The sequence below is a fragment of the Pedobacter folensis genome (assembly GCF_056490665.1).
This window is the reverse complement of sequence record NZ_JBWJIF010000003.1, coordinates 916578-933431: the sequence shown is the minus strand read 5'-3', so window position 1 is coordinate 933431 and position 16854 is coordinate 916578. Positions and strand designations below refer to the sequence as shown.

15 protein-coding genes and 2 tRNA genes are annotated in these 16854 nt (G+C 38.8%); 5 read left to right on the top strand and 12 right to left on the bottom strand.

Going from position 1 to position 16854, the window contains the following annotated elements:
• Window positions 1-148: 148 nt before the first annotated feature.
• From AC04QZ_RS18575 to AC04QZ_RS18530, 10 genes are all read right to left on the bottom strand, one after another.
• A complete protein-coding gene (locus AC04QZ_RS18575; RefSeq protein WP_478358971.1) occupies window positions 149-1012 on the bottom strand; it encodes an AMP nucleosidase in 864 nt (287 codons plus the stop codon).
• Window positions 1013-1108: 96 nt separating this feature from the next.
• On the bottom strand, window positions 1109-2347 hold the full coding sequence (clpX, locus tag AC04QZ_RS18570; RefSeq protein WP_086545393.1) for an ATP-dependent Clp protease ATP-binding subunit ClpX: 1239 nt from the start codon (window positions 2345-2347) through the stop codon (window positions 1109-1111).
• The gene (clpP, locus tag AC04QZ_RS18565; protein ID WP_057932889.1) at window positions 2331-3038 is read right to left on the bottom strand and encodes an ATP-dependent Clp endopeptidase proteolytic subunit ClpP; all 708 of its coding nucleotides are present in this window, start codon (window positions 3036-3038) and stop codon (window positions 2331-2333) included. The genes clpX and clpP overlap by 17 nt, the downstream gene beginning before the upstream one ends.
• A 57-nt stretch (window positions 3039-3095) precedes the next feature.
• A complete protein-coding gene (locus tag AC04QZ_RS18560) occupies window positions 3096-3455 on the bottom strand; it encodes a four helix bundle protein (RefSeq protein WP_478358970.1) in 360 nt (119 codons plus the stop codon).
• A gap of 53 nt (window positions 3456-3508) precedes the next feature.
• Window positions 3509-4858 (bottom strand): trigger factor, encoded by a 1350-nt coding sequence (gene tig / locus AC04QZ_RS18555; protein ID WP_478358969.1) that lies wholly within the window; start codon window positions 4856-4858, stop codon window positions 3509-3511.
• Window positions 4859-5026: 168 nt separating this feature from the next.
• Window positions 5027-5108, bottom strand: a tRNA-Leu gene (locus AC04QZ_RS18550).
• Window positions 5109-5341: 233 nt separating this feature from the next.
• Window positions 5342-5423: transfer RNA gene (locus tag AC04QZ_RS18545), tRNA-Leu, on the bottom strand.
• Between the two features lie 165 nt (window positions 5424-5588).
• Window positions 5589-5891, bottom strand: a complete 303-nt coding sequence (locus tag AC04QZ_RS18540) for a hypothetical protein (protein WP_478358968.1) — start codon at window positions 5889-5891, stop codon at window positions 5589-5591.
• Between the two features lie 62 nt (window positions 5892-5953).
• A complete protein-coding gene (locus AC04QZ_RS18535; protein ID WP_478358967.1) occupies window positions 5954-6751 on the bottom strand; it encodes a helical backbone metal receptor in 798 nt (265 codons plus the stop codon).
• Between the two features lie 86 nt (window positions 6752-6837).
• Complete coding sequence (locus AC04QZ_RS18530; protein WP_478358966.1) at window positions 6838-7716, bottom strand: AraC family transcriptional regulator; 879 nt, start codon at window positions 7714-7716, stop codon at window positions 6838-6840.
• 216 nt (window positions 7717-7932) lie between these two features.
• On the opposite strand from AC04QZ_RS18530, the gene AC04QZ_RS18525 reads away from it, so the two are divergent.
• The 5 genes from AC04QZ_RS18525 (at window position 7933) to AC04QZ_RS18505 (ending at window position 13501) form a co-directional block, all read left to right on the top strand.
• Entirely contained in the window at window positions 7933-8697 is a 765-nt protein-coding gene (locus AC04QZ_RS18525) for an SDR family NAD(P)-dependent oxidoreductase (protein WP_478358965.1), read from the top strand.
• A gap of 14 nt (window positions 8698-8711) precedes the next feature.
• A complete protein-coding gene (locus AC04QZ_RS18520; RefSeq protein WP_478358964.1) occupies window positions 8712-9932 on the top strand; it encodes an enolase C-terminal domain-like protein in 1221 nt (406 codons plus the stop codon).
• A gap of 17 nt (window positions 9933-9949) precedes the next feature.
• The gene (locus tag AC04QZ_RS18515) at window positions 9950-11602 is read left to right on the top strand and encodes a sodium:solute symporter (RefSeq protein ID WP_478358963.1); all 1653 of its coding nucleotides are present in this window, start codon (window positions 9950-9952) and stop codon (window positions 11600-11602) included.
• A gap of 85 nt (window positions 11603-11687) precedes the next feature.
• Complete coding sequence (locus tag AC04QZ_RS18510; RefSeq protein ID WP_478358962.1) at window positions 11688-13028, top strand: alpha-L-fucosidase; 1341 nt, start codon at window positions 11688-11690, stop codon at window positions 13026-13028.
• Between the two features lie 23 nt (window positions 13029-13051).
• Complete coding sequence (locus tag AC04QZ_RS18505; RefSeq protein WP_478358961.1) at window positions 13052-13501, top strand: L-rhamnose mutarotase; 450 nt, start codon at window positions 13052-13054, stop codon at window positions 13499-13501.
• Between the two features lie 137 nt (window positions 13502-13638).
• On the opposite strand, the gene AC04QZ_RS18500 is transcribed toward AC04QZ_RS18505, so the two are convergent.
• Together AC04QZ_RS18500 and AC04QZ_RS18495 are read right to left on the bottom strand one after the other, a co-directional pair.
• Window positions 13639-14319, bottom strand: coding sequence for an ABC transporter ATP-binding protein (locus tag AC04QZ_RS18500; RefSeq protein WP_478358960.1), 681 nt, complete (start codon window positions 14317-14319; stop codon window positions 13639-13641).
• A gap of 61 nt (window positions 14320-14380) precedes the next feature.
• A complete protein-coding gene (locus AC04QZ_RS18495; RefSeq protein WP_478358958.1) occupies window positions 14381-16780 on the bottom strand; it encodes an ABC transporter permease in 2400 nt (799 codons plus the stop codon).
• Window positions 16781-16854 lie beyond the last annotated feature (74 nt).

Genomic DNA, 16854 nt, shown 5'->3' with positions numbered 1-16854 from the left:
TTATGTTAATTGGGCTTATTAAGGATCCTAAAACGAGTTCAGGATGACGATTATCCTAACTTATTGCGTCATGCTGAATTTATTTCAGCATCTAAATGCTAATTGTTGTTAAGATCCTGAAACAAGTTCAGGATGACGTTGTCGCAGGTTAAAACAACAAGTGTTTTACCGTTAATCCATTATTAATCAACTGTTTCAAAGAATCAATACCGATTCTTAAATGCGTTTCTACATATTTTTCGGTTACGCTGCTATCACTTTCTGCGGTTTTAACACCTTCAGGGATCATAGGTTGATCGGAAACTAAAAGCAATGCACCAGCCGGGATTTTATTGGCAAAGGCCGTGGTAAAAACCGTAGCGGTTTCCATATCTACCGCCATCGCTCTTAAAGTTTTTAAGTATTTTTTAAATTCTTTATCGTGCTCCCAAACCCTTCGATTGGTGGTATAACAGGTTCCGGTCCAATAATCCCTACCGTGATCCCGGATGGTAGTAGAAATCGCTTTCTGCAAAGCGAATGCTGGTAACGCTGGTACTTCTGCCGGAAGATAATCATTTGAAGTACCTTCTCCCCTAATCGCTGCAATGGGTAAAATTAAATCGCCTAACTGGTTTTTCTTCTTCAAACCACCACACTTGCCTAAAAACAGAACCGCTTTAGGTTTAATGGCCGTTAGTAAATCCATCATGGTTGCCGCTAAAGGACTTCCCATGCCAAAGTTGATAATGGTAATGCCATTCGCTGTAACACTTTGCATAGGCTTATCTAAACCCATAATCGGCGCATTATCGTTCCACTCCGAAAACATGCTTACATACTTACTGAAATTAGTTAACAGAATATAATCGCCAAATTGATCTAATGGCCTGCCAGTATAACGTGGCAACCAGTTTTTAACAATTTCGTCTTTCGATTTTAATCCTGATTTAACGGGAGATTCTACCTCTTTCACTCTTTTCGATTTCGCTACAATTTCCTCGTCTTTTTTTACGTCTTTTTCTTCGTTCATATTCTTTTAGTTTTGAGCATAGCGCTTGGCGCTTAGCGTTAACAAATATTATATTAAAAAAAAAATCCCCCCGCTTTCGCGAGAGGATTTGAATTTTTATGCGGCCTGCAACTTTTTAAAGTCGGCCTTTTCAAATTTTTCTATCGCATAATCGAGATTGATGTGCAATTCCTTGACATCCGTCTGCGTTGGCGTATCGAACATCGCATCCAACATAATCGCTTCGCAGATTGATCTTAAACCACGGGCACCTAGTTTATATTCCATTGCTTTATCCACAATAAAATCTAAAACATCATCCTCAAAAATCAATTTAACATCTTCGTAAGCAAAAAGCTTCACGTATTGTTTAATCAATGAGTTTTTAGGCGCTGTTAAAATGTTTCTTAATGATTCTTTATCCAATGGATTTAAGTGAGAAAGAACTGGTATACGACCAATTAATTCCGGAATTAATCCAAAAGATTTTAAATCCTGAGGTGTAATATACTTATAAAGATTTTTAAGATCTAAAACGGTCTCATCTTTCTTTACTTTGTAACCTACAGCCTGGGTGCGTAAACGATTGGCAATTTTGCGTTCAATACCATCAAATGCGCCACCACAGATAAATAGAATATTGTTGGTGTTTACCGGGATCATTTTCTGATCAGGGTGCTTACGTCCGCCCTGAGGTGGAACGTTTACAACCGTACCTTCTAAAATCTTCAATAAAGCTTGCTGCACACCTTCTCCTGATACATCACGGGTAATAGATGGGTTATCACTTTTACGCGCGACCTTATCTACCTCATCAATATAAACAATGCCACGTTCGGCAGCTGTTACATCATAATCGGCGGCCTGAAGCAAGCGGGTTAAAATACTTTCCACATCTTCACCTACATAACCTGCTTCTGTTAAAACCGTGGCATCACAGATACAAAATGGCACATGCAAAATTTTTGCGATGGTTTTTGCCAAAAGTGTTTTTCCTGTTCCGGTTTCGCCTACCAGCATGATGTTCGATTTTTCAATCTCGATCTCGTCTTTATCAACTTTTTGATTTAAACGTTTGTAGTGATTGTAAACGGCAACAGATAATACCTTTTTAGCATCATCCTGACCAATCACATACTGATCAAGATGTTGTTTAATTTCAAGAGGCTTTAATAAATTTATAGCCTCCTGAATATTTTTTGTCCCTTTGGTCCCTAATTCCTGCGCAAGCAATTGATTGGCCTGGGTTACACATTTATCACAGATAAATGCATCCATGCCTTCAATCAACATTAACGTTTCATGCTTGCCAGAATGGCAGAATGAACAACGGGATTCTTTATTTTGTTTCGCCATCTTTTTTTGCGTTTCTCGATAACACTTCATCAACCATACCAAATCCTTTTGCCTCGTCAGCTGTCATCCAGTAATCGCGATCTGAAGCTTTCTCTACCCAGTCGTATGTTTGGCCAGAGTGCTCTGAAATAATATCGTATAATTCTTTTTTCAATTTCAACATCTCTCTCAAGTTGATCTCCATATCAGATGCCACACCTTGTGCACCGCCTGATGGCTGGTGAATCATTACTCTTGAGTGAGGTAATGCAGCACGTTTTCCTTTTGCACCTGCTACCAATAAAACGGCTCCCATTGATGCAGCCATACCTGTACAAATGGTAGCTACATCTGGCTGTATATATTGCATCGTATCATAAATACCTAAACCTGCATAAACCGACCCACCTGGAGAGTTAATGTAGATCTGAATGTCTCTATCGGCATCTGTTGATTGCAAAAACAACAACTGCGCCTGGATAATGTTTGCATTCTGATCGTAAATGGCATCACCTAAAAAGATAATACGATCCATCATCAACCTGGAGAAAACATCCATTTGCGCTACATTCAACTGGCGCTCTTCAATGATATATGGTGTCATGCTCTTCGGGTTCAGATTAGCCTGAGCAATAAATTTATCTACGTGTAAACCGCCAATCCCCTGATGTTTAACGGCAAATTTTCTGAATTCTTGTGAATCTATGTTCATGGTTATAGAGTTTGGCGTTTTGCGATAAGCGTGTTAAGCCTAAACCAAATACGCAAGTTATTTTAATAAATATTTTCTGAAGTTGGTTAATTTCCGTGCCAATTTATCCAATTCTTCCAGATAATCATTCAGTTCTGTGTCAGAAATATATTTTCGCCGCTCTAAAACTACTAAAATATTTGCATTCTCGAAGACAGATCGATGCGCAATATTCAGATAATGAGCGAATTCCTTATTGGAAATAGAGCCTGAGCCCTCGGCAATATTATTGGATATGCTAAGAGCAGCCCCATTGAGCTGCTCTGCAAATCTGTATTTTTTATCAACTGACAATCGGTCAGCTATATCAAGTAGTTGATCAGTTAATGTTATGGATAACTGCCAAACTTCGAGCGATTGAAATTTAAATTGAGCCATAACTAAATATAGGAATAGCACAATCATTTTCAAAACGCCTTACGCCAAACGCATTACTTTTTATCCAGCGCAATAAACTTATCGTAATCAATATCTTTTTGCTCTAACGTAACAACAGATTTGATTTGTTCGAAAGTTTTTAATGCTTTTACCTCTTCGAAAACACGGTTTGCATTTTCTTTTTCTTGTAAAAACTGAACAGCATATTGAGCCAGCTGATCTTCAGGTAGCGGGCTTGGGCTGTACATTCTGAATTGAGCATCCAATTTAGCTTTAGCCGCCTGAACTACGTCCTCATATTTAATTTCGATGCTGTTATCTTTAATGATTTTGTTTTCGATTAAAGTCCATTTCAGGTTTTTAGCGAAATCATCGTAACCTTCTGTCAATTCCTCATCAGTTAGTTTTTCGTTTGTGGCTTTTAACCAGCGACGTAAAAACTCATCAGGCAATTCGAAACTGTGCTTAGCTAAAAGTGCTTCATAAATATCGTTCGATAATTTACGTTCAGCATCTTGTTTAAACATACTTTCTACTTCCTCTGTAATTTTCGCTCTGAAACCCGCTTCGTCAGTTACAGTACCTTCACCAAATAATTTATCAAAAAACTCCTGGTTTAAGTCAGACTCTTCTAAACGGTTCACGTTTTTAACGTGAAGTTTGAAGTTTGCTTTTAATTCAGCTGCTTCTTCTTCCGAAATGTTTAAAGCTTTAGCAATTATTGCAGCATCTTCTAATGCTTTCTGGATATCGATGGTAACTTCATCATCTTTCTTTAAACCGATCAACGATTTAAGGATTTTTTTATCTTTAATCTGATCTAAACGAATAGTTGCTGTACTGGTAATACCGCCTTCAACAGCAGTACCATCTGCAGCTACCTGAGTAAGTTCGGTATAAAGCACATCATCATCAGCCGAAACCTCAGGATTAGTCATTTTACCATAGCTGCGACGGATATTTTTGATACGGCTTTCTAAAGTTTCTTTATCAGCTTTAATTACGTATTCGGTAAATTTATCTTTAGATGAAAGATTTACATCAAAAGCAGGCGCTAAACCTAACTCATAATCAAATTCGAAATCATCTGTATTATCCCATTTAAATTCGCGTTCATCGTCCATTTTAGGAAGTGGTTGACCTAAAATTTCTAATTTTTGCTCTGCGATGTAGTTAGATAAGGTATCGTTCAACAAGTTGTTAACCTCTTCTACCAGGATACTTTTGCCATACATTTTTTTAATGTGGGCAGCAGGAACCATTCCTTTACGGAAACCAGGTAATTGTGCTTTTTTAGCTTGATCTTTAATGGCTTTCTCTACTTTTCCAGAGTAATCAGCAGGTGCGATTTTGATTTTTACAACAGCATTTAAGTTGCCGGTTTTTTCCTGTGTAATATTCATTTTTATGAGATATAGTAAGATGTACTTTAGACGGGAGAATTGCGATATGAGATTTGAGAAAAAACCATATATCGCCACAACCGACACCGCACATCAATTTTTATTAATCAATGTTTTTAAAAACAAAACCGTTCCGATGTTTAAATCGGAACGGCCTTTATCTTGTTGTGCGGAAGAAGGGACTCGAACCCCCACGCCGTGAAGCGCCAGATCCTAAGTCTGGTGCGGCTACCAATTACGCCACTTCCGCAGTTAGGATGTTGTAAGGACTGCAAAGATAGAAACAAGATTGGATAATCAAAAGGCATCAGCAATATTTTATTGATTATTTCAATCAAAAACCGCTAACTCTTTAATTTTTAAGGAGAAAAATTTAAACAGGAATAACTTTTCGGCAACATCCAGTGAAAAAATGAGCGATTATATTGGGCAACGGCCATAAAAAAACCGCTCTGATGTTTAATCGGAACGGTTAATCTTTTGTGCGGAAGAAGGGACTCGAACCCCCACGCCGTGAAGCGCCAGATCCTAAGTCTGGTGCGGCTACCAATTACGCCACTTCCGCAGTTAGGATGTTTTAAGGATTGCAAAGATAGAAACTAAATTGAATAATCAAATTTTTGCAGCGCTTTATGGGAGCATAAAATTGATTATTCAGCGCTGCCATCTGGAACATAGACCATTAAAAATACAACATCACATTATCCATCTCACCTTTCCCATTTTTCAGCTAAAACTTTACCAATGTTACTTCGACCAACTCAGGGCCGCCATCTAATGGATAACCTGCTACTTTCCTTCCTTTTATGGTGACCTTTTTATCCAGATAAGTATCCAGATTGATGTTTGCGCTTTTTAAGGCATAAGTTTTATTGTCGGCTTTTAATAAATGTGTACCATATTGAAAAGTCGTCATTCCAAGTTTCTCTATTGTTCCACTTGCTGTAACTGTAGTGGAGTTTCCTCCGTTTTTCATTGAACTGCAACCAGAAATTGCGGCTACAAATAGGGATAGTATTAATATTTTTTTCATAGTTATGGTAACGAGATGATTTAATTTTATGCTACAAATTACAAAAATTTAATCGCCAATAACTAATAAAGTTCTTTTTGAAACTCAAAAAAATACTGAACTGCTTTAACCAGCCTGCTTCCATACCAGCTAAACATTTCTCCATCAACCAGTATAATTTTTGTATCTGGAATGGCGGTTTGGATTTCTTCAATATGTTTTTCAGCAAAAGGATAGGGTTCGGAAGAAAGCAGGATCAGATCTGCTTTTAAAGTTTTCAGATCTGCTAATGTAACCGATGGATAACGTTCTTGCGTAATCACATTAGTCATACCATTAGTAAGCAGCATATCGTTTATAAATGTATTTTTTCCAGCTGCCATAAAGGGCTTACGCCAGATGAGATAGGCTACTTTTTTATCAATACGATGTTGAAGGGCGAGTGTTTTCAGATCATTAAATCCTGCAGCAATTAAATGGTTAAGATAACCGGCTTCCGGTTCGCGATCTACCAGCGCCCCTATCTGGCCAATCGTCTTCATTGCATCATCTAAAGTAAAAATATCGCTCATCCAAACCGGAAAGTCTGTTGCAAGCTCTTCTATATCACTTTGTGTATTTTCTTCTTTATTCCCAATAATCAAATCGGGTTTTAAATCCCTGATTAAATCGATGTTGAGTTTTTTGGTGCCACCAACCTTGGTTCTTGCTGCAAATTTTTCTATCGGATGGATGCAAAACTTGGTCAATCCGATAATTTCCTGATCCAGGCCCAAATCAAACAACAATTCTGTTTGTGAGGGCACCACAGAAATAATCCGTTTAGGTGGAAAATTAATAGAAATTTCCCTGCCCATTTGATCGATAAAGGATTTTTGCATGTTGCAAATATAGGTTATAGAAAGATTAGTCTGTTTAAAGCAAGCCTTTTCCAGAGTTAATCTTCATTCAGCAAGTTTTTAACTGATCAATCTACAATTAACATTTTTTTATATTCTTTTGGGGTAACGCCTTTTGCCAGCTTAAAAAATTTGTTAAAATTAGAAAGACTGTTAAAGCCACATATGTAAGCCATTTCGCTTATTTGATGATCACTTTCGGCTATTAATTTACAGGCATGGCCAATTCTTACTTCGTTAACAAAGGTTACAAAAGTTTTCTGGGTACGGTTCTTAAAGTATCTGCAAAAAGCCTGCTTATTCATATTGGTCATCTCAGCAGCATCTACCAGCAATATCTCTTTATTAAAATTATCAAAAACATATTTCAAAATCTTGTCCATTCTATCATTATCTTTTAACTGATAGTTATTGGTATAACCCGGACTGGCCAGTAAAACATAATCTTTGTTTTGACAAAGCAGGTTTAAAATTTCCAGCACCCCTATTAAACGGGTAATTTCTTCTGTGGCCCTGGCAATTTTTAACAACAAAGGTTTAATTTCCTTTCTGGCCGAAAGGTTAAATTTCATTCCACGTTTAGCCAGTTGAAAAAAGTTTTTAAGCTTCTGTATATTCTCTGGCTCATGGAAAATATCCAATATTTTTTCGGGGTGGACAAAAAGCGAAATTGAATGCGCATGGGTATCTGGTGTAGAATCGCTAAAATACTGTTGACTATTGTGCCATACATGAGGTAAATTAGAACCTACAAAAATCAGGTCTTCGTTATTAAAATCTTCAATGCTATCACCAATCATGCGTCGTCCCTCACTCTCCACATTATAAGTGAGCTGGCATTCTTCATGAAAATGGAATTCGGTAGAAAAGTAAGGTGCGTCTACAACCTTTATGCCGTACACATCATTTACTTTCCCATCTAATATTTTGGCGAAAATCGGTTTCATTTGATACAGGTTATTTTCTTGACCATCACTTTGGCAATATGTCAGTTATTTGGTTATTGGGAACTCATTTCTCATTTAGCATCCTAAATTACCAATAACGATAGACAAATTTAATAATTAAGCTAATATAACATCACTATTAGCAAATTATACCTCAGTTTATCTCTTTTTTCCTTAATAAATTGGCTATTACAAATACTAACCGAATTAATCAACATGCTTCATCATAAAATTATTATACTCACAGGAGGTGCCGATGGTATTGGCTGGGAATGTGCAAAAGCCTATTCAAAGGCTGGTGCTACTGTTTGTATCCTGGATAAAAACCCAATAGCCGAAACCAAACTAAACGAGCTTGAAACCGCGCAAAAAATAGCCATAACCTGCAACCTGGTTAATGAAAATGAAGTTGCTGCTGCTTTTGAAACCATCATTCAAAAGTTTGGCAATATAGATGCCATCCATAATAATGCGGGGATTGCACATCCTTCAAAAACACTTGATCAAACCACAGATGCGGAGTGGGACTTGTTGATGAATGTTAACTTAAAGAGCATTTTATATACCACCCGTTATGGCATCGAGCAGCTAAAAAAAACAAAGGGTTGTATTTTAAATACCAGCTCGATGGTAGGAACTATCGGGCAGGACAATCATGCAGCCTACGTAGCCACAAAGGGCGCAATTAATGCCCTGACGAAGGCCATGGCTTTAGATTATGCACCATACAAAATACGTGTTAATGCGGTTTCGCCTGCGGCAATTAATACACCAACCTTGCAGTTATGGAGCAAAGAACAACCGAACAAAGAAGAAATACAGCATTACTTAGATAAACTTCAGCCTTTAGGTGGTATGCCGGCTGGCGATGTAATTGCAGATGCCTGTCTATTCTTATTGAGCGATGCGGCCAGATTTATAACAGGAACCATTTTACCGGTAAGCGGTGGCGCCGAATTGGGGTACAGAACCATCATATAATCCAGATTACGAACATGATAAATAAAATAGAAATTAGCGACAAACGATTTGAACTATCAACCGGTGCGGGCAGTGATGCCATCCACAAAGACCCTCAATACTCCTATGCAGTTACCAACTTAACCAACGAGAATGGCATTACAGGAACAGGATTAGCCTTTACGCTGGGCGCGGGGAACGATTTGGTTTGCAATGCTGCTCAGTTTTATGCCAATAAGCTAAAAGGACAGGATATTGAAGAATTGATGAGCGATTTTGGGCAGACTTTTCGCACCCTATCAAACGAACAGCAATTTAGATGGTTGGGGCCGCACAAAGGTGTTGTACATTTAGGCTTAGCTTCCGTAACCAATGCCTGTTACGATTTGTGGGCAAAAAAAAGAGGTGTACCACTATGGAAACTCCTGATTGATTTAAGTCCTGAAGAAATTGTAAATACCCTCGATCTCTCCTACCTGGAAGATGTACTTACTAAGGATGAGGCAATAGCCATGCTGCAAAGCCAAACGGATTCAAAAAAATTGAGGGAAGGTATTCTCGATACCGGTTATCCAGGCTACGACACTTCTGTGGGCTGGTTTAATTACGATGATGAAAAAGTACGTGAAAACTGCAAGAAAGCTATTGCTAATGGTTTTACCGCAATGAAACTTAAAGTTGGATCGGCTGATCCTAAACGTGATATCAGAAGGGCAAACATTGTACGCGAAGTTGCCGGCGAAAGCTCAAAAGTGATGTTAGATGCCAACCAGCAGTGGACGCTGCCACAAGCCATTTCAATATGTAATGAGCTTAAAAATATGAATCCTTTTTGGGTTGAAGAACCTACGCACCCGGATGACGTATTGGCGCACCAGACTTTGGCCAGAGAAATTGCACCCGTTAAACTGGCTTTGGGAGAACATGTACCCAACCGCATTATTTTTAAAAACTACCTGCAAACTGGCTGTACGGGTTTTGCCCAGGTAGATGCCGTGCGTGTAGGCGGTGTTAGTGAGTTCATCACGATTAGTCTGTTATGTAAAAAATTTGGCGTACCTGTAGTACCACACGTTGGCGATATGGGACAATTACATCAGCATCTGGTACTCTTTAACCACATTGCTATGGGGCACGAAGCTTTATTTCTGGAACATATCCCCCATTTAAAACAACATTTTAAAAATCCGATTAAAATTGAAAAGGGCGTTTACATTACCCCGCAAGAAGCAGGAAGTAGCTGTGATTTAAAATAACCAAAATCTAACCAAATATGATCAGTACAACCGATATTGTAATAACCATTGCCTATATACTTTTTATTGTAACCATAGGTTTATGGAGCGGAACACGAAAAAAGAAAAACGAAGAAACCACCAGTGGTGAATATTTTTTGGCAGGCAAAACCTTAAAATGGCCTATGATTGGCCTGGCATTATTTGCAACAAACATTTCGTGCCTCCATTTGGTAAGTTTGGCACAGAGTGGATTTGACAGCGGACTCTTAAATGGCAATTTCGAATGGATGGCGGCCTTCACCCTCATTCTTTTAGCCTTGTTATTTATTCCTTTCTACATCCGTTCGGGCATTTCTACTTTACCCGATTTTTTAGAACGAAGATATAACCGCGCCTGCAGAGATTGGCTGGCATTCATCTCCATTCTATCGGCCATCATTATTCACATTGCCTTTTCTTTTTTAGCAGGCGGTATCGTACTCGAAACCCTATTTGGTATCGACATGTATGTAAGCATAGTGGTAATCGCCTTACTAACCGGATTATATACCATTATAGGTGGATTAAGGGCAGTAGTCGTTACCGAAACCATACAAAGTTTGGTGCTCATTACTGGCGCCATTATCATTACCTATTTTGCCTGGGACAAAGTTGGTGGCTGGGATCATATGACGGCGATACTACAGAAAGAAAATGCCATGGATAAACTCAGTATGATACGCCCGATTGGCGATAAAAGCGGAATGAGCTGGATAGCCGTATTTTTAGGCTATCCCGTTTTGGGTATCTGGTATTGGTGCGCCGATCAAACTATTGTGCAGCGTGTTTTAGGTGCAAAAGACGAAAACCATGCCCGTGTAGGCTCGTTATTTTGTGGTTTTATCAAAATTTTACCAGTATTTATTTTCGTGCTTCCTGGTTTATTTGCCTATATCTTATATAAATCGGGCACGATGGATTTATCGAGTTTACAAACTGTTGGCGCCAACGGCGAAACCGTGTTAAACACCAAAGGCATTTATACTTTAATGATTACCCAGCTTTTGCCAAAAGGATTGGTCGGTATTTTGGTAGCCGCATTATTGTCAGGTTTAATGAGTCAAATTGCAGGCGCTTTAAATTCTATCGCTACGCTAAGCAGTTATGATTTATATAAAAGATTTAAACCCGAAACCAGCGATAAAAAATTAGTGAGCGTAGGTCGCTGGTCGGCGGGTATTGCCTTAGCCGTTTCAATAGGCCTGTTGCCGTTACTAAATAGCTACGAAAGTCTTTTCAATGGCATCAACGATGTAATCGCACATATTGCCCCTCCCATCACCTGTGTGTTCTTATTGGGGGTATTCTGGAAAAAAGCATCTGCAAAAGGAGCACAATATACTTTACTGCTGGGCTCTATTATTGGCGCTGGTGTTTTTGTGATAAACAAAGTGTATGGAACAGAAACGATAATTGGTCAAATCCCCTTCATGATGATGGCTTTTTACCTTTTCTGCATCTGTGTGTTGATCCAGGTGGTATTTTCTTACATCTATCCGGTGAAACACACCGCTCAAAGTGAAACCTTGTATTGGACCTCTATTTGGGAACCGCTGAAAAGCAAAGGCTGGAGTGGCATAGGAAACTATAAATTTCTATCGGTGCTTTTATTGGCGATAATGGGTGTTTTGTATGTTTATTTTAAATAATGTGTACAATAATCAGGAAAAACTATAGCACCATAAGTAAATCAAACTTGGCAGTTAATAAATAACATTTAAAAAAATTAAATATATGATACAATTCAAATATCCCTTACCCTACAAAATCATTAACGGTATCACTTTAGTATGCGTTTTAGCCTTTACAATGGCTTTACAGGTTGCTGCGCAATCCAAAAACAATAAACCATCGCCTATAAACGATTTTATGGATAAACGCTTCGGCATGTTTATTCACTGGGGGCCGGTAAGTTTACGCGGCACCGAAATTGGCTGGAGCCGTGGCGAGCAGGTTCCAACGGAAGATTATGACAATCTTTATAAAGAATTCAATCCGGTTCTGTTTGATGCCGATGCAATTGTGAAAACAGCTAAAGATGCCGGAATGAAATACCTCACCATTACCGCTCGTCATCACGATGGTTTCTGTTTATGGCCAACAGCTTATACCGACTATAGCATCACCAACACACCATACAAGAAAGATATTGTTGGCGCATTAAATGAAGCCTGTAAAAAACAGGGAATTAAATTCTGTATTTATTACTCGGTACTAGATTGGCATCATCCTGATTACCCAATCCACTCACCAAAAAACCAAACGATTGATCCCAAATCAGACATGAGCCGTTATGTGGTGTATATGAAAAACCAGTTAAAAGAACTCATTACCAAATATGATCCTTACATGCTCTGGTTTGATGGGCAATGGGAAAAACCCTGGACAGACGAAATGGGTAAAGACCTGTATGCCTATCTCAAAAATTTAAAACCAACCATCATTATCAATAACCGATTGGGAAAAGAGTTTGCCGCATTGGAGAATAAAAACATTGATGTTTCTAAAATGATAGGTGATTACGATACACCTGAACAAGTAGTAGGAAAATTAAATATGCAAATGCCCTGGGAAAGCTGTTTTACGATTTGTAACCAATGGGCCTGGAAACCAAATGATAAAATGAAACCCTTAAAACAGTGCCTCGAAATTATTTCGAAAACGGCAGGTGGCAATGGCAATCTATTATTAAATGTTGGCCCGATGCCAGATGGTAGAATTGAAGCCCGCCAGATAGAACGTTTAAAAGAAATTGGCGATTGGTTAAAAACGAATGGCGAAGCCATATATGGTACTTTAGGTGGCCCCTACCAGCCTAATGGCGAATATGCCACCACTAGAAAAGGAAATAAAATCTACCTGCATGTATTAAATTCCAGCCTGACTAAGCTTAGTTTAAAAACTATCCCAGGTTTAAAAGTTAAAAAAGCATACCTGTTAGATAACCAACCTGTTAACATAGTGCAAAAGGATGATATTTCAGTGCAGCTTCCTGCTAACCAGGCCAGCCAGTCAGATTATATTGTGGTGCTGGAATTAAACGGAAACACCGAAAATATTCCAATTGTTAAATAAACCGATATTTAAAAAAGGCAAATATGAAAATTTCAAAAGCAATGTATTTCCTGGCATTAGCCTTCGTGCTAATGGCCTCCGCCTGTAACCCACCTGCAAAAACTGAAGGTAAATCATCAAATACAGCAAACAAAGTATTACGTTATGGCAGTATTACAGGACTGAAACCCGAAAAAATGGCCTACTACAAAAAGTTACATGCTGCAGCCTGGCCAGGGGTATTAAAAAAAATAACCGAATGCAACATTCATAATTATTCCATTTATTTAAAAGAAATTGAGGGCAAACCATATCTTTTTAGCTATTTCGAATATACCGGGACTGATTTTGCTGCCGATATGAAAAAGATGGCAGCTGACACCACTACACAACGCTGGTGGAAAGAAACTGCACCAAGTCAAATCCCTTTGCCCGATGCCGCCGCAAAAGGCGAAACCTGGAGTGCTATGGAAGAGGTTTTTCACCATGATTAATCAAACCAAAGCTGGTCATCGTTAATCTGCAGGCACAGCGCAAGTTCAAATTCTTGCGACACTAAATCATTGAGATAAACACAGATGCTACATTAAAGCCTGTGTTTATCTCTCTTAACAAAGCTTAGGTAAAGATATTAACCCACCGCTACATCTTCTTTTACTACACCATCGGCAATGTGCAAAATTCTATTTCCGTATTGCGCATTTTTTTCGGAGTGCGTAACCTGAATAATGGTAATGCCATCTTCCTGATTTAGCTTTTTAAACAGGGTCATGATCTCATCTGCCTGCGCCGATTGCAGGTTGCCGGTTGGCTCGTCTGCTAAAATAATGGATGGCTGCGCGGCCAATGCCCTTGCAATACCAACCAATTGCTGTTGCCCGCCTGAAAGTTGATTCGGGAATAAATCTTTTTTAGCTACAATATTAAAACGGTCTAACAGGTCGGCAATTCTACTGGCTCGCTCGGCGCTACCCACTTTTTTATATAGTAATGGGGCCTCAATATTTTCGTAAACGGTCATTTCATCAATTAAGTGGTAAGCCTGAAAAACAAAACCAATGTGATTTCGGTAAAGTTCAATGCGTTTGCGCTCGTTTAACGAGGTTACACTCTCACCCAGAAACTCATACGAACCGTAAGTTGGCTCTTCCAGCATGCCAATAATATTAAGCAAAGTAGATTTCCCCGCACCCGATGGGCCCATAATGGAAACAAATTCACCTTGTTTAATACTGGTCGTAACTAAACGCAACACATAATTTTTAATGCCTTTGTTTGCGTAATATTTTTCGATGTTATTAAGTTGTATCATATTTTTAGGGTTTGGCGGAGAGCATTAGGGGTTTAGAGATAAATCTACACTAAGCGCCAGTTTATTCATATTTAAGTGCATCAATCGTATTTGCAGCTGCTGCTTTATAAGAGCGGATACTGACGGTAACCAAGGTAATTGCCATCGAAATCAGCATGGCGAGCGCAAAAGGCCAGATGCTGATGTCGATCCGATAGGCAAAACCGGATAACCATTTCGAAATAAACAGGTACGCAAGCGGCCATGCCACCAGGTTAGCAATAAAAACCATTAACAGGAATGATCCGTTGAGCATCTTAACCAATTCGATGGTCGAAGCGCCTAGAACTTTTCTAATGGCCACTTCTTTGGTGCGCTGTGCGGCAACAAATGATATTAAACCAAATAAACCAATAAAAGAAATAAAGATAATTACCCCCACAAACACTTTAAACAGGGCGCCCATTATTTTTTCCGTTTGATAATATTCACTTATTTTATCATCCATAAAAGTAGCGCCGTATACATACTCAGGCAGTACATTGTTCCAGGTATTTTCTATGGCCTTCATGGCAGGTAAAATAAGCTTACTATCGAGCTTTACCGCTATCGTGTTATACGATTCCTTATCGCTACTGATCAAAATTGGGGAAATGGGCTCATGCAGGCTCATGTTGTTAAAATCTTTAACCACACCGATAATATTGCCCATTTTACCATGAACCCGAATGGGTTTACCAATCGCATCATTGTAGTTAACCACATTGAGTTTTCTTAATATGGTTTCGTTAACTACGAATTCTTTGAGTGTATCACTTTTAGATAAACCTTTCCCGGCAATAATTTCTAAACCAAATGTTTTAAAATAATTTTCGTCACCGGTTTTGGTATTGGCCTGAAAAGTTGATTGTACTGTTCCATTATACCTGAAATTACTTTCATTATTAAAATCAGAAGATGGTGCTGCGCTGCAATAACTGCTTGATATTACACCTGGAATTTTACTGATCCGATCTTGCAAAGTGTGGTACCGGGTAATGGCGATGCTATCAAAAGGGACGTCAATTAGGGCTACTGCAGTAGGGATAAAACCAAGAGGTTTCTCCCGCATATAACTCATTTGCCTTAATACAACCAAAGTGCCTATAATGAGTATAATGGTGATGGCAAATTGCACCACCACGAGAACTTTCCGCAAACTTAAACCTGCAGCGTTTGCTGTGATTTTATTTTTAATGGCTAATGCGGGACTATAACCAGACATCACCATTGCAGGATAAAAACCGGCTAAAAAGCTTACGACTAACACCAAGGCCACCATAAATATCAATATGATCGGGTGTTCGATTATACTAAATGAAATATGATCTTTAAAGAGGCTTTGCATCCCAGGCAAGGCCGCTTCTGTTAAAACACATCCTACCAATAACGATATGACTGTGATTGTTAATGTTTCGGTTAGAAACTGTACAATTAACTGCCTGCGCAAACTGCCCATCACTTTACGCACACCAACTTCTTTCCCTCTGCTTACCGCCTGTGCAGTAGCAAGATTTATAAAATTGATACATGCAGTTAACAGTAAAAAAGCACCAATTATGGCCAGGCCATAAAGTTCTTTCTTTGGCATTACTTTATTTGCAAAATTGCCCAGGTCTGCATTGTAATGAATATCTCTCAGTGGCTGAAAACGATGCCCTTCTTTCGAAACAGCATCTTTTTGATAATATTTAGTAATAAACTGAGGGAGGTTTTTACTTGCATCATCAATAGAAACACCTTCCTTTAATAATACGTAACATTCGGAATTAGAAGAAACTGTACCCCAATTGGTAGACTCTGGTCTTGCCTGATTCAGATATGTCTTATAAGAGATGACTACCTTCAGCGGAAAAGAGCTATTATCGGGGGTTTTGGCTATAATGCCCGTAACTTTAAGGTTTTCTTTATTTCGAAAATTAATACTTTGCCCTACTGCCTTATGCCAATCTCCAAAAAGTTTATCGGCCATATCATCTGATAAAACAACAGTATTAGGCTGGCTCAGCGACTGGCGTGGATTCCCTTCGAGCCATTTAAAGCTTAAAATCTCAAAAAAATCGGGCTCAGCATAATGCACACTTTCAGAAGTTTTAATTCTTTCTTTTTCCGATTCATCTTTCACTTTAATGATCCCTCCACCTGCCTGAATCGCAGCAACTTTATCAAATTGTTGCTTAAAATCATTGCGCATAGCTGCCGGAAGAGGTCTGGGCGTACCTGGAGATTCGAAAAAATTATCAGGGGTAGTCCAGCCACTTATGACGCGATATATACGCCCCTCATTTTTAAAGTTTTCATCAAAACTTAACTGGTAACGTATAAAAATAAAGATGAGGATACAACTCGCCATACCTATTGATAGGCCAAGAATGTTAATCAAGGTATATCCCTTGTTTTTCCAGAGATTTCGCCAGGCGATTTTTAAATTGAGTTTAAACATAAGGTGTAGGGTTTAGGGTGTAGGATTTAGGGTTTAGGGGCTGGGCGTTAACCTTACGCCTTATACCTTAAACC